The following is a 24,419-nucleotide window of genomic DNA, read 5'->3' on the forward strand; positions in this document are numbered from 1 at the left end:
TCCGAAAACAGATTTAGTCGAAAAATACTTATTTTTACCCATCGTTATTTGAATTTTGCAACTCTAAATTACGATGTTTTTTAAGAAGCCATTAATTTGGCTTCTTTTTTATCGGACAACAATGATTACTTTTATTATTAACTTTAAAATCAAAATACATTCATTTATGGAAAATTTACCGGAGAAAACAAAAAGTCAAAAAAGAACAATAAGGATTATTCTAATTATTATTGTCAGCATTTCTCTTTTGTTTGTATTATTTTTTATGGCTGTGATTAAATTGACTACACCGAAAGTAATGACGATAAATTTGCCTGAAACTAGTAAAAAACTAAATAATGAGCCACTTGATAAAACCAATACTGAATCAATTACAATTTTACTGGGTGAAAACAATAAAATAATCTATTATGTGGGAGCTTTAGGATCTCCAATAATTTCCCCAAAAAAAACAAACTATGGAGAAAACGGGATCCGTAAAGAGTTAATTCTGCAAAATAAAAGTATCCTTGAAAATTCATCCAAAAATCCTAAATCTAAAAAACTAATTGCAATTATAAAACCCAGTTCAAAATCAACCTATAAAAATTTGGTTGATATTTTAGATGAAATGGCAATAGCCAACATTGATACTTATGCAATTGTCAATGACACTCCTGAAGAAACAAAATTATTAGCAGCCAACTAAATCACAAAACTATGGAAATTAATCGAAAAGTCAGAAGCAAAAAACTAAATACAAGAGTTGATTTAACAGCAATGGTCAGCGTTTCATTTTTACTGATTGTGTTCTTTATGGTTACAACTGAATTGACCAAACCGAAAATTATGGCTTTAAGTTTACCAGAAAAAGATCCAGCTTGGGATGGAGTTATTCGTTGTGGGGCTGGTATAGATTATCGTGTTATAACAGTTTTACTTGATGACAAAGATAAAATTATTACCTATTCAGGATTACTTGGATATTCAGATAAATTACCTAAAGAATTTAAATATGGAGTCGATGGCATTCATAAAGAACTATTAAATAAGAAAAACAAAATTCAAGAATATACTGGAGATTCAAATAGAGGTCCAATTGTAATCATAAAACCAAGCAAAAAATGCAACTTTAAAAATTTAGTTGATATTCTGGATGAAATGGCAATTTCAAAAATTGACACTTACGCCATTGTAAACGAATTCACTCCAGAAGAATATAAATTATTAGCTTATAATTAATAAATACATCTTATGCAAAACCTTCCCAGAAAAGTCAGAAGCAGAAAACAAAACACAAGAGTTGATCTAACCGCTATGGTTAGCATTTCTTTTTTACTGATAATATTTTTTATGGTAACGATTGAATTAGCTAAACCCAAAATGATGGATTTCGGTCGAGGTGATCGAGGCTGCGGTCCAGAACCTGACTGTAACAAACCAGATGAAAATCGTATTCTAACCGTATTACTAGATGACAACGATAAAATGATTACTTACATGGGATTATTATACGCTCCTATTCAAAATCCGAAGGAAATACATTATGGAAAAAACGGAATACGTAAAGAATTAATAGTTATAAATAAAAAAGTTCATGAATATTCCGCAGGAATGGGCAGACCAGAAATTGGTGTTACAGTAATCATAAAACCAAGCAAGAAATCCAATTACGGTAATCTGGTGGATATTCTTGATGAAATGAATATTACAGGAATTAATTCTTATGCAATTGTAAATGATTACACTCCGGAAGAAACAAAATTACTTGCTTCTAATTAAAAATAATTATCTCAAAATTAAAACAATAAAAAAAAGGCTGTCCTTACTTTTCGGACAGCCTCTCTCTATTTTCAAGAAAGCTAAGAATTATTTTTTCTCAGTTTTTTCCATTTTAGCTTTTAATGCAGCTAATACATCATTGTTATCTCCTAAAGTCGCAGCTGGTGCATTAGTAGTTGAGTTAGATGAAGTATTTTCAGTTGCAGCTTTCACGTTTTTCTCTTCCTCTTCACGGAAGATAGCAGTGTGAGAAGCAACTACTCTTTTGAATTCTTTGTTGAATTCAATTACTTTGAAATCAGCAGAATCACCTTTTTTCAATTTCTTTCCGTCTTCTTTTTCAAGGTGACGAGTAGGAATGAAAGCAACGATGTCATCTCCAAATTCTACAGTAGCTCCTTTGTCAACGATTTCAGAAATTTCACCATTGTGGATAGTTCCTACAGCGAAAGAATCTTCGTATTGATCCCAAGGATTAGCAGTAGTTTGTTTGTGACCTAAAGATAATTTACGTCCGTCAACATCTAATTCTAATACCACTACATCCAATTTCTCACCAACGTTAACAAATTCAGATGGATGTTTGATTTTCTTAGTCCAAGATAAGTCAGAGATGTAAATTAATCCATCAATTCCTTCTTCTAATTCTACGAAAATACCAAAGTTTGTAAAGTTTCTAACGATACCTGTATGTTTAGAACCTACCGGATATTTAGAAGTAATATCAGTCCATGGATCCTGAGTCAATTGTTTGATACCTAATGACATTTTACGGTCATCTCTGTCAAGAGTTAAAATAACTGCTTCAACAACATCTCCAACTTTTACGAAATCCTGAGCAGAACGTAAATGAGTTGACCATGACATTTCAGAAACGTGGATTAATCCTTCAACACCTTCAGCAACTTCAATAAATGCACCGTAATCAGCGATTACAACTACTTTACCTTTTACTTTATCACCAATAGTTAAATTAGCATCTAAAGCATCCCATGGGTGAGCGTTTAATTGTTTCAATCCTAATTGAATTCTTGTTTTCTCATCATCGAAATCAAGGATTACAACGTTTAATTTTTGGTCTAATTCAAGAACTTCACTTGGGTGGTTGATTCTGCTCCAAGAAAGGTCAGTAATGTGAATTAATCCGTCAACACCACCTAAGTCAATAAACACACCATAAGAAGTAATGTTTTTAACAACACCTTCTAATACTTGTCCTTTTTGTAATTGACCGATGATTTCTTTTTTCTGTACTTCGATATCAGCTTCGATAAGCGCTTTATGAGATACAACAACGTTTTTGAATTCGTGGTTGATTTTTACCACTTTGAATTCCATCATTTTGTTTACATATACATCGTAGTCTCTAATTGGCTTAACGTCAATTTGAGATCCTGGTAAGAACGCCTCGATACCGAATACGTCAACGATCATACCTCCTTTAGTTCTGCATTTAACAAAACCGTTAACGATTTCTCCAGTTTCATTAGCTGCAATAACTCTATCCCAAGATTTGATAGTACGTGCTTTTCTGTGAGATAATACTAACTGACCTGTTTTGTCCTCACGGATATCGATTAATACTTCTACTTTGTCACCTACTTTTAAGTTTGGGTTGTAACGGAATTCGTTTAAAGAAATAACACCTTCAGATTTAGCATTGATATCAACGATAACGTCTCTATCTGTAATTCTAACAACAACACCTTCAACTACTTCTTCCTGGTCAGTAGCGATGAAAGTTTTTGATACTAGTTCTTCAAACTCTTGTAAGTTTTTCTCATCTACTGCATCGATTCCTTCTTGGAAGTTATGCCAGTTAAAATTTGCTAAAAACTCTTCTTGTGATTTTAATTGTTCAGACATGCTGATAAAAAATTTGTATTCTGTTTCCCTCGAGTTTCATAAAGCAGTAGAAAAACAGAAGTTGTTTTACATAAATAGTTGATACCTAATGGAAACTCTTCTTTGCCAAAAGGTTTGCAAAATTAATATATTTATTTGTAACAACAAACTAAAACCAAGATGATTATCTGTTAATTACTCAAAAGCAGCACTTTTTTGCTTTTTTAAGACCTAGAAGTCCCCATATTTACTTGCAAACGAAGTTCACCAAACTATGGTTAAATAAAAAATCAAGCGAAGTAATCTTTTATGCCCAACCCCGTCACAATAAGGATTTACGCTCAATCCTTTAGATTCAAAAAATAGGTTTTTATGACTTTAAACTAACAAGCAAACTGACAAAGTACACCTTTGAAACAGCTTTTTTGTATCACTTTTTACCGGCAAACAAGAATAGATAGTTAATATATTTAGGTAATGATTTTATTTGTTTGCCTATTGATAACTTAACTATTTTGTTGATTTTTTAATGTTTGGTGGTTTTTTATTTTTTTTTTGTAAAAAGTTGATTTTAAAAAAAAAACAGTGATTCTTCTTTATTTTTGTAATATTATTTTTCTTAATTTTATAAAAAATAAAAAGAAACGTAAATAATGTCAACTAAAAACGTAATCATTGCCAGTATAGGGACGGCAAATCCATCTGTAGGCAAAATACTATCAGAAGTATTAGGAATTCAACAAGAATATGTAGTTAAATTATTATATTGCACACCCGCAGTATTATTCCAGAATGTAGAAGAAGAACTGGCTTTAAAAACCGAAGCATTACTCACAAAATTAGGACTTGAAGTACTGATTACAAGTGAAGATGAACCCTTGCCTGCCGCACCTGAGTTGCTGGAATTAGCACTATATATTCAAAATCCCAGAAACTTACCTATAATTAATAAGCAATTAAGTGAATTTTTAGGTTGCGACGAGAAGGAATCGCTCAACCTATTGCTGAACGAACCCAGTATTGTTTTAGGTGGGGTATCAATAGCTACTGCCCTAGCCTTATCTAAAAGAATTGATGCCGAGGTAATAGCCAGCAATCCTAAAACCGATCTTTATACCCTTAGAATAAATACTGCTGATGTCAAAATAAAGAATCAGATTGACCAACTGTTGCACACGCTGGGTTTGCGATTATCGCCCCACCCTACAGAAGTAGAAGGACTAACCTATGCTAATAGTCAGGAAATATGGAAGCGTTTCCAACAAACAGGAGCGGTACAAATTATAAATCAAAGTTTTCAACGATTTGAAATTGTATTGGATGCTTTTGACCTCAATAACAGTAACCACACCAATATACTTACGCAAATTGTAGGTATGCCTGAAGAAATACTATCAGAAATAGCAAGCAACTTGCCTGTCGTATTAGACGAATCGGTAAATAGAAAAGACCTTTCAGAAAAACTAGGTCTTTATACCACCGCCGGATTAACATGTAGTTATAATAATGTTCCTCTTGGCAAATACAATATAACTATAGATCAAATACCTGATCTAGATAAGACTAAGGCTATTGTAAAACAATTTTTTAGTGAGAGAATCAATATCAAACAAAATACCAAGTGGACGAGCCCAAAACCTTTACAACATATATTAACACGCTACATGACGGAACAACTTGAAGAAATAGGTTGTGTAGTTGAAAAACTGCCTGCATAGCATATGGAAAATACCGATACTAAATACAGCTTTCACCTAGGCATAGCCGAAAAAGGAAAAATTTATGCCGTAGCAGGCAATCATAAGGAAGCTTTACGCCATTACAAAGAGGCCATCAGAATGACCCAAAATCAAGTAAATGGTGAGATGTTTTTTCAGCATTACATACAATGTGCTATGGAGTCTATGGAGTTGATGGGAGCTTATGATGAGGTGATTAACTATTGCGAGAAATTTTTAGACTTATTAAACGCTAAAGAACAAACCGAAATTATCATTAAGTATAAAGCCGATGTATTACAGCGTATGGCTGTACAATATCTATATAAGGAAGACAAAGATGAAGCAAAAGCCTTACTCCAAACTGTTCAAAAAACAATAGAGACAGGCAAACAAAAATTGACTGACGATTTGCTTAACTGGATACTTAGAGGCTACAATATAAGCACCAAACAAATAGTAGACTTACAAAAAAAGCACCAATACTTTATAGTACACAAAGACAACTTGAAACCTGAAATAGCAATAGAACTCCCAGAAATAATAAATCATTATTAACTATAAACTAAATATTAACTAAATGGCAGACATTAAAGACTTTAAGGAAGGTGCCAATATTCTACAAAATGTAGATGTAGGCAACATTTTTACCTCGCTAGCCTTAGGAATAGCAGAGGCACAAGAGAAACTGGACAACAACTCAGTAGCTCAAATTATCAAATTATCAGAACAAAAAATAGGCGACAAGTCATTGCTCGAACTAGGATTTGTACCTGCTTTTTATGCCTTTACCGAGGCTAACATTAATGCCTCTATAAGCCTAAAAATGGCAATGAAAGAGAGCTTGGATGTAAATGTAAAACTTAATGCAAGCTACACTAATGACAACTCGCTTACCAAGGATCAGGCAGAGTTTATTAATTCAAACAAATTTTCTAAAGGGTATAACGAAAACAAAAGCAGCAAAAGTATTACCCTAAAAGCCTCTGAAACCAATAAGGTTAAAATAGAAAATGAATCTATCGCAATCAAGCAAGAGGAAGGTTGTGTAAAAATGATCGAAAAATTTGAAGATAAAGTCTTAGAAAATGAGAAAATAAGTGAGGTATTACACGAAATTCATAGCGAACAAACAATCGAAAACAAGTCCAAAAAATTAAATGTTAGTGTTGTAAATGGTTATGTGTGTATTTCTCAACCTCATATTGTTAGTACAGATTATGGTGTTTTAAAAATAACAGATTATGCTACTGATTTAGAAATAAAACTTGATGGTGGGAATACTAATAAATTTAATGTTATAACTGATCTCTCAACGACGCTTCCTGTTGCTAACACTGCTAATACAGGTATTGTTTATGGTTTCTCTAAAGATGGTACGTATTGGGAGCTTGATGGAGCTGTATGGAAACAAACCAAATTGGAAATTTTCTTCAAACATGATGATGAACGAGATGTTACAAACAAAGCGATAAGACTTGGAGACAGACTTTATTTTGACGAAGATGTAAGAACAGCAGGTGATGTAAATACAAGTGTAGTAAAAAATAATAGTTCACTTTTAGCTATTTTGAAAAAATTAAACACCGTATTAGGACTTACATCAGAAACGGTTACCATTGTAGGAGAGACTGATAGTAGCGGTAAAGATGCTTACAATGAAAAACTAGGCATGCGACGCGCTATGGCTTTCAAAACACTATTAACCAAGTTAGGTTGTAATCCTACTTCAATAGGTGAGACTAAGGCAAAAGCCGGAGGTGATGACGTTAAAAATGCTACAAATAGAAGAGCAAGTATTACGTTGCCTGCTGACTATATTGTATTTGAAGGAGGAAAAATTAAAACAACAGCTACGCCAGAAATCAACGCAATTAAAAAGAATAAATTTATTGTGTTAAAAGAAACAGCATTTTTTGTATCAGGAGATAAAACTATCCGCTATGGGCAAACTGCTATTAATTTTACAACCGAAGATTCTTTGACTAATGTCGAAACGGATTTAAAATCAAAATCAAATACCTATTTATTTGAAAATCGTCATGAAGTGTTACACTTGCTTCATAAAGAATCATTATTGAAATTTTCGGTATTTACTAAAGATGCTTCCCAGATCAAAATCGAAAAAGAAGAGCAAAGAGACGAAAATCATGACATAAAAGAAGATAGTATTTTGATTAATGAAGTATTTAATCAAGAGTCTGCCTCAAAACGAGATGTGTCAAATAGTGATACAGGAAGTACTGTAGCTATAGGCGGTAGCGTTGACGTTCGTTATGCTCGTCAGTTTGAAATGAGTATGGAAGGCAACGCCTCTATGAGTGCTAAGATGGTAGCCCTGCCACCACCAGAAGGGTTCACGCAATTTATACTAAAAAGTCTCGAAGAATAATTTAGTATGGGCGCAATACAAAATATAACCAACACACTCACTAACACTCCACTATATACTATGGTGGAAAAGTTAGGAATGGCAGTGGCTAATGCCCAAAAAGAATTAGACACCAATTCAATCGCACTACTCAAAGAGCTAAGCGATAAAGAAATAGAAATAGGAGGTACCAAATACAATCTGATCACACTTGGATTTACGCCAACATTCTATGCCTTTACCGAAGCTACTTTTGAAGCCAAGTTAGAATTTTCAATGGCAGAATCTACCGCTTTCTCTATAGGAGCAGAAGTTGGTGCCACTATAGGGGTCGTAACGGCAACAGTAAATGCATCGTATGCGCGTAAGTTTGAACAATCAGCCGAAGGGTCATCATCTATATCGGCCAGAATGGTCTCCTTACCGCCACCCGATAATTTATTGACTATACTAAAAGAAAGTATCAAGAAAAAAGAAGAATAATAACAATTAAAACAAAATAACAATGAGTTTATTTAACGAACAACCTAAAATAGGACAAGAATTACTTGATGTTCCTATGGGGGACATGATAAGACAAATGGCATTTGCTATAGCCGAAGCACAAATAAAACTTGATTCCAACTCTATGGAAGTAGCCCAAATGATGGGGGGCTTACAAACAATAACCGAAGAAATCAACGGCGAAGAGGTAGTAACTTTTGAAGACAGTAGGGTGTTTTTTGGTCAAGAAAAAGTTACTTTAACAGGAGCTGTAGAGTTGTACAATTCAACAAATGACAAAGAGTTAAAAGCAACTATAAAGAACAAATTAGATGGTAATTGGGATTATGCTAATTTAACAACGGATAATTCTTTAACAACTTATGCAATTTTAGAGGCTAAAACAGATTCAAGTTTTAGAATTTCTAATCAAATATATAAAGTTGTTGTTTCTCCTAATGTCACAGAATATTATGCTTATAAAGGAGATGGAACAACTAAACTTTATGAAAAAGTCTCTGAATCTGATATTCTAATTAAGAAAAAAAGTGGTGCAGTAGAAAAAACCTTCTTCATCCCAGCACGTGTTTCTATGCTAGAGTTGGGTTTTTCACCTACGTTCTACCAGTTTGTAGACACTATGATTGAGGTGAAAATAAGTATCAAATATACTCAGGAAGGTAGTTATACCAGAACAACTAATACCAACAGAAGAAGTTCTAGTTTTAAGGCAGGTGCCATGTTTATTCCAGGTCTTGGAGGCGGTATAGCTGCAGGCCGCTCAGTAACTACTACGCAGGTGAATGCTACTTACTCACAAAAATATAGCTATTCAGCCGAGGGATCCAGTTTTTTACGTACCAAGTTAGTACCTATTCCACCACCAGCTATACTTGAAGAGCGTATTCGTGCACAAATGGAATTAGCCAAAGAGCAAAATAAAACAACATAAGTATACCCCATGAGTATAGGACAAGAACTTTTAAACGCCCCTTTTCCAGAAATGGTCAAGAATTTGGGTTTAGGAATAGCCGAAGCGCAATATGCTTTGGACAAAGTTTCTATACGAATAACCCAACTCATGGCTGGTTTTAAAGAAGGAACTAATGGCGAAATGGTAAAAGACGATACTGCACTCATAAAACTACAAGAAGGTGGGCAAAGCTACAGCTTGCTTGCACTGGGCTTTACCCCTACCTTTTACCAGTTTGTTGATACCTATATCGAGCTTAAAATGGCTATAACTATGAAACAGGAAAATGAATTCAAAGCATCGTTAGAAGCTAAGGCAAAAGCACCATTTGGAATATTCTCAGCATCGGTCAATGCAAGCTACTCTCAAAAATACCAATATAGTGCTGAGGGCAGCTCGCTTATGCGAACTAAACTTGTTACAGTACCTGCTCCCGTAATATTTGAACAAAGAATTAAGGAACTCATAGCCGCACCAACACAGCCAGTGGTATAAAAAAGTATAAGGTAGATAACAATGGCAAAAAGCTGGAAAAAATTTATACCAAAACCAGAAGAAACCAAAGGAACAGGGCTTGTTAACAATAATACAAGCCCAGAACCTTTGGATTTTCAAAAAATAATAGCACAAGATGAAGCATTATCTAAACTGGTTAAAGAAAGAGAAGAATTAGAAAAAAAATTAAAAAACGAAGTAAGTAACACTCAAACACCACCTGAAGAACAAAGGTATTTTAACCACATACCTACTTTTGCAGAAAAGAAAAAGATAGACCAGCAATGGCTTACAAAAAAACAACAAGCAAAACAAAAAAGTATTTTTGAACTCAAGCAAAAAAAGAAGGAAGCATCAAAGTTTGGTATCAGTAGAAAACTAAAAGACGATTTTGATACAAGAAAATCAGTAAAAAAACCAAACAAAACTGACCAACCCAAACAAATAGATGAGAAGCCCAAAACAGTAGTCAAAAAAGAAATTGAAAAAAATAAAATCTCACCCAAAAAAGGAGTAGAAAAAGTAAAAAAAACAATAGACACTTTTGCAAAAAGAAATTCGATAAAAACAACAGTAGAAAAAGTCAAAAAATCAATAGACACTTTTGGGAAAAAAGGAAACATAAAAAAAGAAACTGAAAGACTTAAAGCTCCTGTAAAAAAAGCAAGAGATCTATTTGAAACAGGAAGGCAGGTAAAGAAAAAAGTTGAAAAAGATACTTTTGAAGTTAGAGAAGAGCTTAAGAAAAAACCAGTAATCGAAGTGATTAAAGACTTTTCGATAAAAAAAAGTCCCAATCCAGATCAAATAAGAGACCAATTAAAAGCAAAAAAAGCACTCGAAACGATAAAAGAAAAAACTAAATCAATAGAAAAAGTAAAAGACAAAGCCATAAAAATAAAAGACGACTGGGAAAAAATCAAAGAAAAGAAAAAAGAGATACTAAGAATAAAAGAAAGTATAAAAGAAAGTATAAAAGATAAATTTGACAAAGGATTTGAAGTAGAGAAACTACTCCCTATGGACAAGTTTACAAATTCGTTCGATAAACCCTTCGATCCAGACGCTATGAAAGAGAAAGAAAATCCAAAAAATGAGGAAAAAATAGCAGAAGAAAAGAAAGAAAAACAAAAAGAAGAACAAAAAGAAGAACGACTATTACAACGTAAAGAAGAACGTAGGAGAGAAGAACAAGAAGAACGTAAAAAAGAAGAACGCAAAGAGCGCAAAAAAGATAAATTTAATGATTAAAAGAAAAAAATGAGTCAGTCCTCCAACACATCATTAGCCTTACACGAGATACTGCTAGGAATAGCCGATAGTTTAAACCAAGCACAACAACAATTGCGTAACATGCCTCCTTATGACGAGTATGGCAGACCCAATACTATGTACCAGTTGCCTTACCTAGACTTTAGTTTACAAGTAACCTCTGATTTTGAGTCCACCACACAAACCACTAATACAAAAGCAAATCCAAGTCTTCCAGTAATGCCGGCTATAGGGAATATAGGAAAAGTACAAAGTGGACTTATACGATTTAATCCCCAAGCAACAATTCCAACATCGACCAATCAAAAATCACATATAGCCAGCACCATATCAGGCCGGTTTGTAGCTGTGCTTCCTAACGAGGGATTGCCACAAGTAAACTTAACTGTAGCAACCCAAGGACCAGAGATAAAAGGAGGAATAGCCAGCTTTACAATTACAGTAAGCATAGCCAATACCCTCAATGAAAAATTTCCAAACACCACCGTTGAATTCAATTTTGATGTCGAAACCTCGCAAAATATAAATGGAGTAATAGTAACTCCACCCGTTTTTAGTAGTATGGAGGGAAAAACAAACCTCAATGGAGAACTAACAACCACCATCAATTTGAATATAAATGATTACAACAACGGCAGAACATTTTTAATAAGAGTAAACTCAGGATCAGTGTCAAAATCAATCGCAATAAGCAAAACATAAAAAGTCTTAGAGATGAATGAATATAATATAATCATAAACGCAATAGTAAAAAAATTTAACGATCAAACTATCAATAGATTATCACTCACAGTACAATATTACGATCTTAAGCAAAAAGGATGGGCAACACTAGCAAGCAAAACAATAACCAATGGTGTTTTCAAACTAGAAACCACAGCAACCAAGTTATTGTCAGCCACTAGTGATACACCAGCACTCCCACAACTACGACTAGTAAGCACCGCAAGTTTAAAAACCAAAGAAACCCAAGTATATTCATTAGGTGGCAGTACCACAATAAATGATAAAACCAAAACAATAAATTACGATTTCAACACCATATGGATAGCGGATCCAGAAATTACCAAACAACTACCAAACAACAAGTTAGACAATTCCATAATGGCAACTCTAGCCATAGATCCTGCGGTATTATCACAAATAGCTACCAACGTAGAAAATCAGTTAGAAACAGCCCTACAAAAAAATGATGAAAATAAAAAAATAATAGAAAATTACACCTCCCAAATAGAGTCTCTAAAGGCTACAATGCTAAATCTAAACCAAACCAACGAAAAAAATGAAGCAAGCCTAAACAAAATAGCTACAGAAAATACAAGTTTATCGCTTCTAGTTCAAAAAACACAGCTAGAAAATGCCAGTTTGCAACGAACAATAGGTATAAACACCGCACAAATAAACGAACTCAATAAAAAAAACACAGAACTACAACAAGCCAATACCAAAGGAGTAGAGACAATACAACAACTCACACAAGAAAAAATAAAACTTACCCAAGAAATAGAAGAGATTAAACAAAAACTAGAAGCTGGCAATCCAGGCTTCCAGCCCATTAATAAAGTCTATAACAACATTATAGATCAAGTACAAATAGCCAGTGACCAAACCAGAGACAGTAAATACAAACTAAGCAACCTGTCCCTAACCCTCAAAACATTTGTAGAACAAGACGTAACCGGAGGTGTAAAAATAAAATTTGTTGATGGTGAGAAAATAAACAATGTAAACGGAGCCACCATATCCGACATAAAAATTGATATCGCTGAACAAGCCACAGTTACAGGTAACACACTCAAAATGCCTAATGTATTAGGATTAACCGAGACCGCTTGTAGACAAGTGCTCCATTCCATAGGGCTACAACTCGACACCATATACCAATTTGATGTTAGAAATATACCTACAGGACAAGCCTTCAAGCAATCTATACCACAAGGCAGTCCAGTAAATTACAATCAAACAATAACCGTAGTATTTGCAAAACAAAACTAAAAACTAAAAAAATGTCAAACAACTCTTTAGATTTCATGAAAGAAATCATGGCAGCACCCCTAGGCGAACTCATCTCCTCCATAGGTAAAGGCGTAGGCGAAGCCCAAGCAGCACTAGACGCCGGATCACTAGCGCAAACCCTAGAAATATATAACTCAGAAAATAAAGACGAAGTCTTAAACATGCTAAAATCGATAGGTTACCAGCCTACCTTTTATGTCTTACCAGAAACCGAAGTCGAAGCTCAAGTTTCATTTGCTATATCAAGCACCAGCACCAGTACGCCTTCCCTGAGCAATGATATATCCAGAAGCAAAATATACGCCACTCCCATCAATGCAGGCAACAGCAATCGATTTAACCTAGACATCAATGCCATGGCAAAACTAAAATTCAAGATAGTCCCAGTACCTCCACCAGACGGTGTTTCAGGACTGCGTATAATACCATCATTAATTGACAAAACCATAGCGCAAGCAGTTCTGGTACTCAATACAATAGGGCTAAGCTATCAGCTCCCGGATGGAGTATCAGAAACAAGTACTAATATCATAAAAACACAAACACCAGATTCAGGAACCTACACACAAATAGGAACCACAATACAACTCACAGTGGTATAACAACTAGTTTTTCAACATTACAAGGCATTAAAAACAATAACTAATGTGGATTCCAATGATGTTTTACCAAAGATAATTCAAGTGTATGGACCAACAAATAAGAATACAACCAGACGCTACCTGAAAAAAAGGCGAAACAACAGATACTATGTTTAAACCAAATTACGTAATCGAAAAATATTTTTAATTCGCTATTAAAATCCTAATACATAGCATTGCTTTAAGAACTTTAAGGATTTATTAAGACATAAAAAAATGTGCAAAGAGAAATTTGCGCATTTTTTTTATGAGAACACATCGGATAAAAGGTAAGTTTTAAAAACTTATAGGGTCTAAAATTCTATAACAGATTCAACGTTCTGGCATCTGTCTGAGAAAATAAGAACAGCGTATTTTCTGGTTTGTGTAAAGATTCTTGATTATAGAATTCTAATAAAACCCAAATCTCACCAAACGACTAATCTGTATTTTTCTTACTTTATGACCGTTCCTCCTTTACCATTATTTTAATTTATGTTTATAATAAGGGGAAATCCAAAGTGCAGAATCTTATTTTGTATTGGTTAGGTTTTCATCTGAATTACAAATAATTTAAGAAACAAACCACCCCGCCACCAATTCATCTTCAAACGAATTAGCATTTTTATGAATAAACTCATTAGTATCTTTATTATACTCATAATCCAATTTCCAGCTTTCATGGTTTTCAGCCAGATCTTTAATGCTTTCACAAACAAAAGCGATTTCTTCTTTTGTGGTCGTAGGATGAATCGACATTCTGATCCAGCCCGGTTTTTTTATTAAATCGCCTATTGTAATTTCATCAACCAGTTTATTCGAGGTTTCCTGATCTACATGCAGCAAAAAATGTCCATACGTTCCGGCACAACTGCAGCCTCCCCTTGTCTGGATTCCGAATCTGTCATTCAGCAGTTTTACGCCCAAGTTAAAATGCAAATCGTCGATAAAAAACGAAATCACCCCTAACCTTTCCTGATGGTTACCTGCCAGAATTTTAATATTCGGAATCGAATTCAGCTCATTAAAAACAAAATCCACAATTTCATGCTCGCGTTGCAGGATGTTTTCAATTCCCATTTCTTCTTTCAATTCAATGGCAAGAGCGGTTTTTATCACCTGCAAAAAGCCAGGAGTTCCGCCATCTTCACGGTCTTCAATATTGTCAATATATTTATGTTCTCCCCACGGATTGGTCCAGCTCACCGTTCCTCCGCCAGGACAATCGGGAATCATGTTGTTGTACAATTTTTTATTAAAAATCAATACTCCCGAAGTTCCGGGACCACCCAAAAATTTATGTGGAGAAAAGAAAATCGCATCCAGATACGCTTCCGGATCTAGAGGATGCATGTCAATTTGCACATAAGGACCTGAACAGGCAAAATCTACAAAACAAACACCATTATGCTGATGCATTAATTTCGCGACTTCATGAAAAGGCGTTTTTAATCCGGTGACATTTGAACATGCGGTAATCGAAGCAATTTTGATTGTTCTGTCCTTATATTTTTCTAACAACTCCTCTAAATTATCCAGACTAAAAAGCCCTTTTTCAGTCTCAGAACACGGAATAATTTCAACATCAGCAATGGTTTCCAGCCAGGAGGTCTGATTCGAATGATGTTCCATGTGCGAGATAAACACAATAGGTCTTTTTTCATCCGGAATAGTAGTAAAAGCTTTCAGGTTTTCAGGGACTTTCAAACCTAAAATTCGCTGAAACTTATTGATAACTCCCGTCATTCCAGTTCCATCGGTAATTAAAACATCATCGTGACTGGCATTAGTATGGCGTTTGATAATATGACGTGCATGATGGTATGCTTTAGTCATAGCAGTTCCGGAAACAGTTGTCTCAGTATGTGTGTTGGCTACAAAAGGACCAAAATGATTTAAAAGTTTTTCTTCAATAGGGCGATATAATCTTCCGCTTGCGGTCCAGTCTGTATAAATGATTTGCTTTTTTCCGTAAGGCGAATCAAACTTCTGATCAATTCCAATTATATTTTCCCGAAAACGCTGAAAATACGTTTCTAGTGAAGTATCGCTAAGTGTAGTGTTCATTTATGCTTTTTTAGATGTACGCAAATATATTTCTTTTTTACAAAAACTAACAATATTCTAATAATAAACTCAAAATTCGAAACATTACAATAGTATAATTATAAAAAATAAAGTTTTTTAAACAAATTAATAATATTTCCTATATAACAAGTAGAGTAACTGGAGATTGAAAACAACAAATAATCCTTAAAAATTTCACCTGCGTTGAGACAAAAACCATTTCAATTTCTACCCCAAGGGTATAATCCACAACCCAATTCGTAATGTTAAGCCTTGCAATATCAGAATCCAGTTAAAAAGACCCACGCTGTCATCTTCGTTACTTATTGTGCAATTGGAAATTATATCGGAAACTGAAAACATCATTAAAACGGTTCTCGATACTTTTTTTGTTCCGTTTCACTATACAAAAAACACTCTTTTAAATTTGTAATAAGAAAACGATTACTTTTATATAAAGAGAAAAGTGTTTAAGTAAACTAATAATTATTCCTGGCGTTTTTACCTAATTTCGCCCAATGAACTATTATCATGCATTCGTTACAATACATTTTTATTTATAATTCAATTAACGTTTGTACAGATTAGAATCTGTATAAATAGTTTTAAATTTGATAAACCTTATTCTACTCACTTTAAAAATCAAAACATATATATGAAAAATAAAGCAATCGCAACTTTTGGAGGTGGATGTTTCTGGTGCATTGAAGCAGTGATTCAACGCTTAAAAGGTATCGAAACCATAAAATCAGGATATTCTGATGGTCAGATAAAAAATCCACCATACAGAGAAGTATGTACAGGCCGGACTGGTCATGCAGAAGTTATACAGGTTGTCTTTAATCCTGATATTATTTCTTATCATAACTTAATCACTATTTTCATGACAAGCCACGACCCAACAACCTTAAACAGACAGGGTGCAGATGCCGGAACACAATATCGCTCGATAATCTTATACCATGACGAAACGCAAAAAACAATAGCCGAACAGGTTTTTAACGAACTAAAACCCGTTTATGCAAGTCCAATCGTAACACAGCTTAAACCTTTTCAGGCATTCTATGAGGCTGAAGAAGAGCATCAAAACTATTATAATAACAATTCAGAAGCCGGTTATTGCCGAATGGTCATTGACCCTAAAATATATAAATTAAAAAAAATGTATGCCGATAAATTAAAAGATGAAAACCTGATTGACTGATTTAAAATGAAACACTTACAACTACATAACCGATTTACATCTGAATTACCTGCTGATTCTAGTCAAACCAACGAAATTCGTCAGGTTTCGAATGCTCTTTTCTCGTACGTAAATCCGGTAAAACCATCCGCACCAAAGCTACTCCATGCTTCAAAAGAAGTGGCAGAAATGGTTGGTATACATGCAGATGAAATTCAGTCTGAAGCCTTTTTAAATGTTTTTTCCGGAAAAGAAATTTTAGAGGAAACCCGTCCCTTTGCGATGTGTTATGCAGGGCATCAATTTGGCAACTGGGCGGGACAATTAGGAGATGGCCGCGCCATCAATTTGACAGAAGTTCAGCATAATGATCAGTTTTTTACTTTACAATTAAAAGGTGCCGGAAAAACACCTTACTCCAGAACTGCAGACGGACTGGCGGTTTTACGGTCTTCTATCCGGGAATACCTGTGTGCTGAAGCCATGCATCATTTGGGTGTGCCAACAACTCGTTCGCTATCATTAATACTATCAGGAGACCCGGTGCTGCGTGATATTTTGTACAATGGAAATCCGGCTTACGAAAAGGGTGCTGTTGTTTGCCGTGTTGCGCCCTCCTTCATTCGTTTTGGAAGTTTTGAAATGCTTGCAGCACGAAATGAGCTTAAAAACCTGAAACAGTTCGTAGAATATAACATCAAATATTATTTTCCTGAAATTACAGGAGAGGCAAAAGAACAATATTTAAAGTTTTTTAAAACCGTAGCCGATAAGACAAGAGAAATGATCCTGCATTGGCAGCGTGTCGGTTTTGTTCATGGCGTTATGAATACAGATAATATGTCGATTCACGGAATCACGATTGATTATGGGCCTTATGGCTGGCTGGAAAATTATGATCCGAACTGGACTCCAAATACAACAGACAGCCAGAACAGAAGATACCGATTTGGAAACCAGCCTCAGGTGGCGCAATGGAACTTGTTTCAGCTCGCAAATTCGCTTTATCCGTTAATCAATGAAGCCGAACCTTTGGAAAAAATTCTGGAATCATTTATGACTGATTTCAATTCTGATTATACAAAAATGATTTTAGCCAAACTGGGACTGTCTACTTTAGCAGAAAATGATGAAGAATTCATTGCTTATTTAGAATCAAACCTGCAATTATCAGAAACCGATATGACAATTTTTTACCGTAACCTGAATAAAATTAAAAAAACAGATTCGGCAAAAAAAGCGTTACAAGCTATTGAAGATGCTTTTTACAAACCGGAAGAAATCAAAGATACGGTTAAAGACAACTGGCTATTATGGTTTACAGATTATCTGGACCGCTTAAATCAGGAAAATACTTCAGATGGAGAAAGGATTCGTCTTCAAAACTCCGTTAATCCAAAATATGTATTGCGAAATTACATGGCGCAATTAGCAATTGACGCAGCTGATAAGGAGGATTATTCATTAATTTCTGAACTGTATGAATTGTTAAAAAATCCATATGATGAACAACCTGAATATGAAAAATGGTTTACCAAAAGACCAGATTGGGCACGTTCAAAAGTAGGATGTTCTATGCTTTCGTGCAGTTCTTAACGTCTTATACAAATCAACTTTTTGTGTATTCGAGCAGAGTCGAGAACGTTTTATCTCAAAAATATCCCGACTTCGCTCGATATCACAATCGTAATTACTATTTTTTATTTCGAAGTAATATAATCCACAATCCTATTGGCATGAATGCGCGAATTTTCAATAAACCATTTGTGTGTTTCCATTCCGCCGCAAACTACTCCTGCCAAAAACAATCCTTCGACATTTGTTTCCATCGTCCCGGCATTGTATTGCGGAATTTTTAATTCGTCATCAGATAACTGAATACCCATTTTTTCAAGGAAAGTCAAGTCAGGTCGATAACCCGTCAACGCCAGAACAAAATCATTTTTAACAGTCACCTTACCGTCAGGAGTTTCAATTTCTGCTTCATTCTCCCTGATTTCAGTAATATTTGATTCAAAATAAACATTAATACTTCCTTCTGCTATTCTGTTTTCAATATCCGGTTTTACCCAATATTTAACCCGGTTGTTAATCTCGTTTTTGCGAATTACCATCGTTACATTTGCTCCTTTTCTCCAGCATTCCAAAGCAGCATCCACAGAAGAATTATTTGCTCCAACAACTAAAACATCCCTAAAAGCATATTCATGTGCTTCTTTGTAATAGTGTCGAACTTTAGGCAGCTCTTCACCTTTTACATTCATTTCGATCGGAATATCGTAAAATCCGGTTGCTATAACTACATTTCTGGCATCGTAAAAGTTTTTATCAGTTGTGATCCTGAAAATTTTGCTTTCTGTTTTCTGAACCTCGGTAACTTTTTCGAACAGATGGATATTAAAATTAAAATAACGATGAATGTTTCGATAATATTCTAATGCTTCCTGACGACCCGGTTTTGGAGCCAGACAATTGAACGGAATATCACCGATTTCAAGTCTTTCTGCCGTAGAAAAAAAGGTCATGTACAACGGGTAATTAAAAATACTGTTGACAATTGCCCCTTTTTCTATAATCAGATAATTCAGTTTTTTCTTTTTCGCTTCGATTGCGCAGGCAAGACCAATTGGACCTCCGCCTACAATAATCAGATCGTATGGATGTGTCATAAAGTTGTTATTTTTCCCAGTCTTTAAAAGGATTTTTACTTAAATAAGCATTGTAATATCGCTTATCGTTTGTAACCTCATCACCAAGCCAGTCTGGTTTTACAAAAGCTTCTGTTTCAGAATCCAGTTCGATTTCAGCCATAATCAGGCCTTGGTTTTCTCCGTAAAACTCATCTACTTCAAAAATGTGTTTTCCAGATTTTATTTCAAAACGTGTTTTTTCAATCTTTCCCTTTTCACATAATTTCAATAACTCCTGAGCTTCGTCAAGCGGAATTTCATTTTCCCATTCAAAACGTGTCATGCCGCTATGATGACCAATTCCTTTGATCGTAATAAAGCCTTTTTCACCTTTGATCCGGATACGGACTGTTCGTTCAGGAACCGAGCTTAAGTAACCTTGTGCAATTTTATTTTGCCGAAAAGCCTGAGCTTTGAATTCATCTGATTTTACCAGAAACTTTCTTTCGATCTCAATCATTTTTCTGAAGTTATATTTCTATGCAAGTTACAAATAAATTCACCTAAAGTTCTAAGGTTTGACTGGCTATTGTTTGGATTTTGAAGATCTATTTATCCTAATTTTTAAAAAAAAATCAGCATCCCATTGTACCGAATTGTTGTACCACAACTGCCCGTTCGAAACTTCCAAAGGACAATCAATATTATTGGTGTAAAGAGCTCCGGTTCCCAGCCCCTGAGGCATTACCGAGTTTAGTAAAAATGTCCATTGTGCAATTGCATTTAAACCGATATTACTTTCCAGTGCCGAAGTGATCCACCAGCCAATATTATATTTTTCAGCGAGGTCAATCCATTCCTGAGTCCCCCTGAAACCTCCCACAAAACTGGGCTTTAAAATGATGTACTGAGGATTGATTTTTTGCAAAAGAGCTTCTTTTTCACCCACAGAAAATACACCTATCAGCTCTTCATCCAAAGCAATAGGAAAAGGAGTCAAGCTACACAACTCTGCCATCTTGTCAGTATTGTTTTTCTGAACAGGCTGCTCTATACTATGAAGTTCAAAACCAGTAAGTTGATTTAATCTATATAAAGCTTCATTTAAAGAAAAAGCACCGTTTGCATCTACCCTGATCTCTATTTGTTCCGCTGTAAAATGAGAGCGGATAAAGCGTAATAAATCGAGTTCTTTCTGAAAATCTATCGCACCAATCTTAAGTTTTATACAGGTAAATCCCTGCTTGAGTTTTTCTTCAATCTGTTCTTTCATGAACGCTTCTTCCCCCATCCAGACTAAACCATTTATAACAATTGATTTGGAATTATTAGTAAAATCTGAAGGAAATAACAAGTATGGATTTTCACTTTTCAGAGACAAAAAGGCCATCTCAATTCCGAATTGAATCGAAGGAAATTCAAGTAATTCTCTCCAAAGAACATCTTCACCTAAATGAATATTTTGACAAACCCAGTTTAATTTTCCTTCATAATCCTCTCTGTCATCTGCGCTTAGCCCTCTTAAAATCCCACACTCTCCTATTCCTTTTTTACCGTTTTCTTCGAGTACAATAAACCAGGTTTCTTTTTCGGTCATAACACCCCTTGACGTTCCTGAAGGGCGTTTAAATTCGAGCATGTATTTGTGGTAAGTTGCTTTCATTATAGATGTGTTTTTCTTAAACCATATAAGTTATGTAAGTAATATAAGGTTGACTTTGCGCAAATATAACGATGAAAAGGCTTCAATGAAATCTATCCTGAGCGAAACCGACTTTACTCAGCCTGCACTCTGGAAATAAGACAATAATAGTTTTTTCAACTTAAAATTAAATAAACTTACATTACTGTTATGGTAAAATGTTTTTTAATTGTATAATCTTAAAACCCTATCAAAGTCTGATGAAGGCAACCCCTTTTTTTGAAAAAGTGCAAAATCCTGTTTTGTTTTGTCTACCCAGCTTAAACTATCTGTTACGTTTTGAGACTGGTATTTTTTATAAATTGCCTTTGCCTGACTATAATCATCACTAACCAGATAAGCATGGGCTAAATTTAATTTTACCAGCAATTCGGTATCGTCGAGTTTTTCGCCTTCTTTTAAAAATTTGATTGCTTTAGCGTATTGTTTGGTTAGAATATAACTGTAACCAATTGAGCTATAATCAAGAGCGGTTGCCTTTCCGGCAGTAATTATGGCATTTAATTTAGGGATTGCTTCGTTATATTTCTGCAGTTTTATTAAGGAATTTGCCTGAGTGCGCAAATCATTATAAACATTTTTAGAGATAGAAGCGTCATTGTAACAGGCATTTCCAAAATCTTTGTACACTTTCGTTTTTTCTATAACGAGCAGTTTTTGGTATTCGGTATAACGATACTGTTTCATTATTTTATCTAAAATACAAACACAAAAATCGTCTGAATTTGCCATTTTTTGAGCCATTGCAGAGGTTTTACAAAGGCTGACGATTTCATTTTTATTATCCTGGTTCCAACCACGATTTAACTTAGTATCAACCCATGGCACCACTTCCAGAACTATTTTTTGTTTCAACAACCAGTTTTTACTTTCGAAACCAAACCAGACAGTACTGGTATTTCCTTGAAGACAGGAAGACTTATCGATTGACAAACGCTTTGCGTCCTTGCTTAAAGGCTCATTCTGAGAAAAACAGGCATCATTGACTTTGCCATTGTCGATGTATTTTTTAGCATTTGTATCCGAAGTAAAAATAGCATACGTGCATTTATCGTCGCCAGAAATCTTTGACATCAGGAACACTGCTCCTGCTGATCCCTGCCCTATACCATAAGGATCCGGAATCGCTTTTAATAACGAAACCAAACTGTTTGTCATTTGCTGGTTTTCGTCTAAAAGTGTTATTCTGTAAACGATTTCTGTGGTTCCAACAGGCAGATCTTCAGTTCTAACTGTTATCCTGTCACCGGCAGAAACGATAATTTCTTTAGTCGTTGCGCGTTCCTTGTCCCAATACCCGTCTTTTTGGGCAAAAGAACTATACGAACAATTTAATAAAAGGAATAAAAATATTTTTTTGAAATTCATTTATGAAACCTGTTTTAAAATAATTATAAACATTGTATACAAAATTCAGTCCTAATTTTCTTTTACCAAAGATCAAAATAATTTCGTTAAAACCAATTTATCTTACTTAAATTAAGAGTCATTTTGAAAACGGGATTTTTAGCCCTGATAGGAACGGCATCCTTTTGTGGTCACGTTTTTTTACGGGATCACAAAAGATACAGTGGACAGCAGGAATTGCTTCTAAAAATTAATTCAATATCAGAATTTAATAACTAATTGTAATGAGTTTCGGCTTCTCAGTCTGATAATTTTTCAAATGAAACCATTAAACCTGAAACCAAAAAATTATCAATCCGGTTCGTTCATGATTTTTTCACGGTATTTTTTACCAATCAGGAGGGTCATGTTTTTCTTGTAATCATCTACCAGCCATTCGCGGTAGTTTTTACTGCACTGGCTCAGACATTTTGCATAACGTTTGATACGGCATTCGATATCATCATCCAGTTCTTTGGCTAATGATTTTGCTTCCTGTAGTGTTTCTGTATTATCGACACACATTGCTGCATGCTGGTCTAAAGATTTATCTAACACAATTTTTGAACGTAAATTTTGCTTGATTGCCAATTTATGTTCTTCATCAACATCAAACGTAACATCTGCTGTTTTACTGAATTTTGCACGCAATTCAGGAGGCATACTGTATTTGAAAAACATTTCGATTTCAGTATCATCACGCAGATTTTCTAAGTAAAATTCTGGTGATTTAAAAATATGCTGCCAGTTAACGGGCTCACTCCATAAACCAAAACGAGCTGCATTGTTACCTAAATCAATAACAGTAAACTCATCTTTACCAGGTAACTTGCGGGATCCGCGTCCAATCATCTGGTAATACAAAGTAAGGGATTTTGTTGCCCTGTTCAGGATAATCGTTTCAACAGTTGGCTCATCAAAACCTGTAGTTAAGATTCCGACAGAAGTTAAAATAGCATCAGGAGTCTTTTTGAACCATGCCAAAATATCTTTACGTTCTTCAGTGCTGCTGGTATTATCCAGGTGCCTAACATCATAGCCCGCCTCTCTAAAGGTTTCATAAACGTATAAAGAAGTATGAATACCGTTATTGAAAATTAGTGTTTTTTTGCCTAATGAACGCTCGGTGTATGCATGAAGCAATTTTTCCTGCATAAGCGTATTAGTATACAAATCATCAGAAGATTTTACGGTATAATCTCCATTGATACCCACTTTTAAAGATGTTAAACCTACATCATAGCTGTAAGTTGTAGCACGCGCCAGAAATCCTTTGTCAATTAATGAACTAATGGTATCCCCCACAATAAGTTCATCATAACTCTGGTGCATGGGCAATTTTATATTTGAACTCAAAGGTGTTGCGGTTACTCCAAGAATAAAAGCATTTTTGAATGAGTTTAATAATTTTCTGAATGAATTGTAATGTGCCTCATCAATAATGACCAAACCAATGTTATCCAAATGAAGTTTCTCATCATTGATACGGTTTTTCAAAGTCTCAACCATTGCAACAAAGCATGAATAATCATTTTGATCAGGAAGTTCTTTTACTTTACTGTTGATGATTTTATTTGAGACACCAAAACCTTTCAGCATTTTTGAAGTCTGTTTGCAAAGTTCAATACGGTGCGTCAGAACAACTACTTTTTTATTATTATTAGCTAAATAACGACGAACTATTTCGGAAAAAATCACCGTTTTTCCGCCACCTGTAGGCAGCTGATACAATAAATGATGTTGAGCCGGAGCATTATCTAAACGTTCAAAAATGGCATCAATATCACCTTTTTGGTAAGCATAAAGTTCTTTTTTGTCTTCTCTTTCTATTTCTAAAGTGTTTTGCAGCATTGTAATTTTTGGATTTTTGCAAAAGTACACCTAAAAAACAGTTATT

The 24,419-nt window shown here is 34.7% G+C and carries 22 protein-coding genes; 15 read left to right on the forward strand and 7 right to left on the reverse strand.

What is annotated here, in order from left to right; genetic code table 11:
• Positions 1-166 precede the first annotated feature (166 nt).
• Genes DMB65_RS17820 through DMB65_RS17830 form a run of 3 tightly spaced genes read left to right on the forward strand, consistent with a single transcriptional unit; the run spans position 167 to position 1,761 of the window.
• Positions 167-688: an ExbD/TolR family protein gene (locus DMB65_RS17820; protein WP_110308065.1), complete on the forward strand. Its 522-nt coding sequence runs from the start codon at positions 167-169 to the stop codon at positions 686-688.
• 11 nt (positions 689-699) lie between these two features.
• Positions 700-1,221, forward strand: a complete 522-nt coding sequence (locus DMB65_RS17825) for an ExbD/TolR family protein (RefSeq protein WP_110307975.1) — start codon at positions 700-702, stop codon at positions 1,219-1,221.
• A gap of 12 nt (positions 1,222-1,233) precedes the next feature.
• Complete coding sequence (locus DMB65_RS17830; RefSeq protein ID WP_110307976.1) at positions 1,234-1,761, forward strand: ExbD/TolR family protein; 528 nt, start codon at positions 1,234-1,236, stop codon at positions 1,759-1,761.
• A gap of 87 nt (positions 1,762-1,848) precedes the next feature.
• Here the strand turns inward: DMB65_RS17830 and rpsA are convergent, their stop codons facing one another.
• Positions 1,849-3,627: a 30S ribosomal protein S1 gene (gene rpsA / locus DMB65_RS17835; protein WP_110307977.1), complete on the reverse strand. Its 1,779-nt coding sequence runs from the start codon at positions 3,625-3,627 to the stop codon at positions 1,849-1,851.
• 632 nt (positions 3,628-4,259) lie between these two features.
• Here rpsA and DMB65_RS17840 point away from each other — a divergent pair.
• The 10 genes from DMB65_RS17840 to DMB65_RS17890 all read left to right on the forward strand — a co-directional run bounded on the left by DMB65_RS17840 (position 4,260) and on the right by DMB65_RS17890 (position 13,536).
• Positions 4,260-5,324, forward strand: coding sequence for a hypothetical protein (locus tag DMB65_RS17840; RefSeq protein ID WP_110307978.1), 1,065 nt, complete (start codon positions 4,260-4,262; stop codon positions 5,322-5,324).
• 3 nt (positions 5,325-5,327) lie between these two features.
• Positions 5,328-5,882 (forward strand): hypothetical protein, encoded by a 555-nt coding sequence (locus DMB65_RS17845; RefSeq protein ID WP_110307979.1) that lies wholly within the window; start codon positions 5,328-5,330, stop codon positions 5,880-5,882.
• 22 nt (positions 5,883-5,904) lie between these two features.
• The gene (locus tag DMB65_RS17850) at positions 5,905-7,716 is read left to right on the forward strand and encodes an OmpA family protein (protein ID WP_110307980.1); all 1,812 of its coding nucleotides are present in this window, start codon (positions 5,905-5,907) and stop codon (positions 7,714-7,716) included.
• 6 nt (positions 7,717-7,722) lie between these two features.
• A complete protein-coding gene (locus DMB65_RS17855) occupies positions 7,723-8,178 on the forward strand; it encodes a hypothetical protein (RefSeq protein ID WP_110307981.1) in 456 nt (151 codons plus the stop codon).
• A gap of 22 nt (positions 8,179-8,200) precedes the next feature.
• Positions 8,201-9,130 (forward strand): hypothetical protein, encoded by a 930-nt coding sequence (locus tag DMB65_RS22325; RefSeq protein WP_196239579.1) that lies wholly within the window; start codon positions 8,201-8,203, stop codon positions 9,128-9,130.
• A gap of 51 nt (positions 9,131-9,181) precedes the next feature.
• Positions 9,182-9,646, forward strand: a complete 465-nt coding sequence (locus tag DMB65_RS17865) for a hypothetical protein (protein ID WP_230470713.1) — start codon at positions 9,182-9,184, stop codon at positions 9,644-9,646.
• Positions 9,647-9,754: 108 nt separating this feature from the next.
• Positions 9,755-10,897 carry a hypothetical protein gene (locus tag DMB65_RS22210; RefSeq protein WP_165834995.1) on the forward strand — a complete coding sequence of 381 codons (1,143 nt, stop codon included), beginning with the start codon at positions 9,755-9,757 and terminating at the stop codon, positions 10,895-10,897.
• Positions 10,898-10,906: 9 nt separating this feature from the next.
• A complete protein-coding gene (locus DMB65_RS17880) occupies positions 10,907-11,620 on the forward strand; it encodes a hypothetical protein (protein WP_123955360.1) in 714 nt (237 codons plus the stop codon).
• A 12-nt stretch (positions 11,621-11,632) separates the two neighbouring features.
• Positions 11,633-12,913, forward strand: a complete 1,281-nt coding sequence (locus tag DMB65_RS17885) for a PASTA domain-containing protein (protein ID WP_110307985.1) — start codon at positions 11,633-11,635, stop codon at positions 12,911-12,913.
• A gap of 182 nt (positions 12,914-13,095) precedes the next feature.
• Positions 13,096-13,536 (forward strand): PASTA domain-containing protein, encoded by a 441-nt coding sequence (locus tag DMB65_RS17890; RefSeq protein WP_165834996.1) that lies wholly within the window; start codon positions 13,096-13,098, stop codon positions 13,534-13,536.
• Positions 13,537-14,127: 591 nt separating this feature from the next.
• On the opposite strand, the gene DMB65_RS17895 is transcribed toward DMB65_RS17890, so the two are convergent.
• Positions 14,128-15,621 (reverse strand): aminotransferase class V-fold PLP-dependent enzyme, encoded by a 1,494-nt coding sequence (locus tag DMB65_RS17895; protein ID WP_110307987.1) that lies wholly within the window; start codon positions 15,619-15,621, stop codon positions 14,128-14,130.
• A gap of 655 nt (positions 15,622-16,276) precedes the next feature.
• Between DMB65_RS17895 and msrA the strand changes: the two genes are divergently transcribed.
• Positions 16,277-16,825, forward strand: coding sequence for a peptide-methionine (S)-S-oxide reductase MsrA (gene msrA, locus DMB65_RS17900; RefSeq protein WP_110307988.1), 549 nt, complete (start codon positions 16,277-16,279; stop codon positions 16,823-16,825).
• 6 nt (positions 16,826-16,831) lie between these two features.
• On the forward strand, positions 16,832-18,400 hold the full coding sequence (locus tag DMB65_RS17905) for a protein adenylyltransferase SelO (protein ID WP_110307989.1): 1,569 nt from the start codon (positions 16,832-16,834) through the stop codon (positions 18,398-18,400).
• A 104-nt stretch (positions 18,401-18,504) separates the two neighbouring features.
• Here the strand turns inward: DMB65_RS17905 and DMB65_RS17910 are convergent, their stop codons facing one another.
• The 5 genes from DMB65_RS17910 to DMB65_RS17930 all read right to left on the reverse strand — a co-directional run bounded on the left by DMB65_RS17910 (position 18,505) and on the right by DMB65_RS17930 (position 24,373).
• Positions 18,505-19,473: a YpdA family putative bacillithiol disulfide reductase gene (locus DMB65_RS17910; protein WP_110307990.1), complete on the reverse strand. Its 969-nt coding sequence runs from the start codon at positions 19,471-19,473 to the stop codon at positions 18,505-18,507.
• Between the two features lie 7 nt (positions 19,474-19,480).
• Positions 19,481-19,954, reverse strand: a complete 474-nt coding sequence (locus tag DMB65_RS17915) for a CYTH domain-containing protein (protein ID WP_110307991.1) — start codon at positions 19,952-19,954, stop codon at positions 19,481-19,483.
• Between the two features lie 66 nt (positions 19,955-20,020).
• Entirely contained in the window at positions 20,021-21,097 is a 1,077-nt protein-coding gene (locus DMB65_RS17920) for an o-succinylbenzoate synthase (protein WP_110307992.1), read from the reverse strand.
• Between the two features lie 204 nt (positions 21,098-21,301).
• Positions 21,302-22,504, reverse strand: coding sequence for a tetratricopeptide repeat protein (locus DMB65_RS17925; RefSeq protein WP_110307993.1), 1,203 nt, complete (start codon positions 22,502-22,504; stop codon positions 21,302-21,304).
• 330 nt (positions 22,505-22,834) lie between these two features.
• Positions 22,835-24,373, reverse strand: a complete 1,539-nt coding sequence (locus DMB65_RS17930; RefSeq protein WP_110307994.1) for a DEAD/DEAH box helicase — start codon at positions 24,371-24,373, stop codon at positions 22,835-22,837.
• Between the last annotated feature and the right edge of the window lie 46 nt (positions 24,374-24,419).

Source organism: Flavobacterium cheongpyeongense (genome assembly GCF_003202435.1).
Classification (GTDB): Bacteria; Bacteroidota; Bacteroidia; order Flavobacteriales; family Flavobacteriaceae; genus Flavobacterium; species Flavobacterium cheongpyeongense.